Source organism: Janthinobacterium sp. DSP2-3-3, from assembly GCF_049897325.1.
Lineage (GTDB): Bacteria > Pseudomonadota > Gammaproteobacteria > Burkholderiales > Burkholderiaceae_D > Janthinobacterium.
Window position 1 is genome coordinate 1 of sequence record NZ_JAFCWA010000030.1, and the last position, 4,423, is coordinate 4,423.

The 4,423-nt window shown below is 57.1% G+C and carries 2 protein-coding genes; both read left to right on the top strand.

The window, feature by feature from the left end; genetic code table 11:
- Positions 1 to 338 precede the first annotated feature (338 nt).
- Positions 339 to 3,806, top strand: coding sequence for an RHS repeat domain-containing protein (locus ACP7DE_RS27910; protein WP_426075172.1), 3,468 nt, complete (start codon positions 339 to 341; stop codon positions 3,804 to 3,806).
- Positions 3,806 to 4,297: a pentapeptide repeat-containing protein gene (locus ACP7DE_RS27915; protein WP_426075173.1), complete on the top strand. Its 492-nt coding sequence runs from the start codon at positions 3,806 to 3,808 to the stop codon at positions 4,295 to 4,297. Before ACP7DE_RS27910 ends, ACP7DE_RS27915 begins: the two co-directional genes overlap by 1 nt.
- Positions 4,298 to 4,423 lie beyond the last annotated feature (126 nt).

Sequence of the window (4,423 nt, forward strand, 5' to 3'; positions counted from 1 at the left end):
GAGCATCCGGTCAACCGGGTTGGCGACTTCCTGCCCTGGAACTGTGCCGCACAGCTCCCCTCAGCCTAAACAACACGCCGCTTCCCAGCGGTGTGATGCCATCATCTAGCAAATCAACACCCGGTTCAAGACGGAGCTGGCTTTACGCTTACGGTGGTCTGGCCTCACTGTCACATGATCTTTCCTATGTCGCCTCCGGTAGTTGCGATGTTGCATCAGTACTCAACCCGTTAGTGTTGGCTGCGTCCATTACGCATCCGTCCGGCGCGGTCGGCACCTTCACCCTGACACCGACCACTCACGGACGTTCTTTCGTGCCGCGCGACTGCACATGGGACATGGACCAGACGAGCCAGTATCTGCGTTATACGCGGTATTACGACGTTTATTCCCTGACTGAAAAAGTTATTGCCGGGCCGGCCGTCAGCACGCAAAGCTGGAAATATTTTTACGGCCAGCCGAACGCCAGTTGGGACGACGCGGGCAATGTCGCGGACAGCAAGATCGTCAACGTCAAGGGGCCGGACAACGACGTTACGCGCTACACCTTCGGCAACCGTTTCCAGCGCAATGAGGGCCAGTTACTTAAAACAGAATTCGGCCTGGTTGATTTGCAGGCCGAATCTGGCGGTACGCCACTGCGCAGCGTGGAAACGCGTTACCGCCAGCCCGACTCCGCCAACCCATATCCAGAGTACGCTGGTATCAGTGATCAGTGGCGTGGTGACGGACTGATGTCATCGCGCTTCCTACCGGTGGATCAGAGAATTACCGAACAACAGGGTGTCAGTTTTGTATGGGAAGTAGCAAACGGCGCGAGCGGATATGATCACTTTGCGCGGCCGCTGTCAGTGGTGCGTTCGAGTGGCCTGGGTTACAGCCGCGGGGAAACGACAACTTATTACGACAATTTTTCCCTGTGGGTGCTTGGTCAGGTCGCCACGGTGACCGACGACGCTACCGGTAAGGTGATGATCAGCAATACCTATAATACCCACGCTAGCCTGGAAACGCGTAGCAGTTTTGGCAAGTTGGATACGAGCCTGACCTATTATGATGCCGACGGCACTCTTGCCACGCGTAGCGACGGCAAGGGCCAGACTATAACCTATCTGAATTATAAGCGCGGCGTCGCGCAGACGGCAATCTACCCGGACGGCAACGCCGAAACGGCTGTGGTGTCGGATATTGGCCTGATCACCTCAACCACGAATGCCGCCGGCTTCACCACCCGCTATGGCTACGACGCAACAGGTAGGCTGAACCTGATCACGCAGCCGGAAGGAGACAGCGTCGGCTGGTACCCGACGACGTTGACGTTTGAGCAAGTTTGGACTGCCGAATATGGCATCGCTGCCGGCCACTGGCGCCAGACGGTAATTACAGGCAACGCCAGGACGGTCAACTATTACGACGCTATCTGGCGTCCGGTGATGACACGGATCTATGACAGCGCGCAGGAATTGGCAACGCGCAAAGTAGTGGCGCGTAGCTTCAACGCCAACGGGCAAGTGACGTTCGAGTCGTACCCACAGCGCGACATCGACGACATAGGCACGGCCGTGACTGGCGTAAGCACTACCTACGATGCACTAGGTCGTGTTGCAGAGAGCGCCGCCAGCAGCGAGCTGGGACAGTTGAATACCCGCAACGAGTACGTGGACGGTTTCCGCCGCGTAAGCTTCGACGCAAGCGGCAACGCGACGGTGTTTCTGTTTCATGCGCTGGATCAACCGAGCGAGGCGGCTGCTTACCAGATATGGCCTAGCGACCATCTAGTGATCGAGATCCAGCGCGACGGCTATGGCAAGCCGGTGTCGGTGGCGCGCGGCGGCGACGGCCTGTACAACATTCGCCGGTATGTGTATGACGAACATGAACGGCTGTGCAAAACTATCGAGCCGGAAGCGGGCGCTACCGTGCAGGACTATGACGGTGCCAACAACCTCACGTGGCGGGCCAGCGGCCTGGCGTTACCAGATACGGCCAGCTGCGACACGCAGAGCGTGCCGGTCAATAAAAAGATCAGCTACCAGTATGACAACCTGAACCAGTTGACGAGGACCGACCATGGCGACGGCAGTCCGGTCATTGTGCGTACGTATACGGTCGACGGGTTGCCGCTGACAGTCGATTCCAGCGGCGCGAAATGGACCAGCGACTACAACAAGCGGCGCCTGCTTGAGAGCGAAACGTTGACTTATAACGGCGCAAGCTACAAGCTCGGCCGCAGCTACGACGGGCATGGCGCGGTCAGCAGCCTGACTTATCCCGGCGACGGCAGTATCGTCGCGTATGCGCCGAACGCCTTGGGCGAGGCCAGTCAGGTGGGTGCGTATGCAAAAAACATCACGTACCACCCGAACGGCGCGATCGCCGGCTTTACGTACGGCAATGGCGTGGTACACCGGCTAATCCAGAATGCGCGCGGCAAGCCCTGGCACTCGGCCGACACGGGCGTGATTTGGGACGTGTACGACTACGACGCGAACGGTAATCCGACCTCGATCGCTGACTACCAGGAGGGTAGGGACACGCGCGTCATGGAGTACGACGTGCACGACCGGCTGACGACGGTGACAGCGCCGGGCCTGTGGGGGCGGGCCGCGTATAGCTACGACGCGCTCGACAACCTGACTGGCAGCAGCATCGCTGGCCAGAACATGCGCACGCTGACTCACCACATTGACGTCAACACCAACCGGCTGACGAACCTGATCGGCCCGGGCGGCTACAGCTACAGTTATGGCTACGACAGCCAAGGTAACATCACGCAGCGCGGCGGGCAAAACTTTGTGTTCGATATCGGCAATCGCCTGCGCGTTGCTGTGGGTAAGGCAAATTACCAGTACGACGGCCTGGGCCATCGCATACGCATCGACGGCATGGACGGCAGCCAGCGCATGCAGGTGTACAGCCCGGCTGGGCAACTGTGGTACGCGGCGCAAAGCGGAGGTCCGCAAGCGGCGTTGAGGACGAAATACATCTATTTGAACAATGGCTTGCTGGCCGAGGTGACGAATGGTGTGGTGCAGTACAACCACACTGACGGGCTGGGCAGTCCGGTGGCGATCAGCAACGCGGCGGGCGCGATCGTCAGTCGCAGCAAATATGAGCCTTATGGTCTGCTGGTGGCTGGCACAACGCCGCGCATGGGTTTCACTGGCCATGTGCACGACAACGAGACGGGGCTGGTGTATATGCAGCAGCGGTATTATGATTCCGTGGCTGGGCGTTTCTTGAGCGTTGATCCGGTGACGACCGATGCGAATACCGGCGGCAGCTTCAACCGGTATGCCTACGCGAACAATAGTCCGTACAAATACGTTGATCCCGATGGTCGACAAAGTTTGAGCGGCAATATGCCCTCATACTTGCCAATGGTTCAGCTGGAAATGGGGGTTCGAGCTTGGTACGGTCAGTTGATGGAAAAAACAACTGGAGTTCTTACGGTTGCATCGATGGCTGTAGGTGCGCCTGGGCCGGCTGTCGCAAAGGAAGCTATCGTCGTAACGAAGGCTTCTATTCAGGCGGCGTTAAAAGGGGCGCCGATGACAACGGCTCAATCCGCTGTTTCGCTTCCCGTCATCGCAAATTACGTCCAAAAGATTGAGGCAGGTATGGTGGCGCCGGCAATCAAAGTTGATGGGAAGATCATTGTGGAAGGAAATCACAGGTATGTTGCAGGACGAGTCGCCGGAAAGGAGCCTGCGCAAACCGCAGGAACTGCATCTCCTAGTCAAGTAAGTCAAGCAAAGCCAGTTGAGAATATCAAAGTTGATCCTACCGATTGGGGGAATCGTTAATGATTAAAGTTATGTGTCAAACCGGGCAGGAAATGGTGATCGATGCTTTGTCCCTAAAGACTGCTGTGTTCGATGACGTCGAACTTCATCGCGCAATATTAGAGAACGAAGACTTGGCGGGCGTCAGCTTCAAAAGAGCGAATCTTCGGGGGGCGCTATTCAATAATTCAATCCTCACTGACAGTAATTTTGACGCCGCAAAATTGATGACAGCATCGTTTTGCGACTCAAAATTGATGCGTGCTTCGTTTGTAGGAGCCGGCCTGATGGCCGCAAAATTTGACGGGGCCGATCTACGCAACGCAGACTTCGAAAGTGCTGATGTGGGTTACGCGAGCTTTCAGGGGGCCGACATCCGAGGGGCAAAGTTAAAATGTTCTCGACTGGAAGACGCTGATTTAGCCGGGGTATTGTGGGACGCTAGTACTGTCTTTCCTGAGGATTTTCGGGGCTGTGGACGCGACGGCTCACATACTGCTAAGGGTAGTTAGAGCGACGGGTGAGGTGTACTGTCAATAGCGGACACTCTTGTTTCAAGCCGCCTGTGGTTGTTTGCTGAATTTTTCAGCAAACAACGCGGGCGGAACATTGCCGAGGCGCGAGTGGCGCCGCTGGCG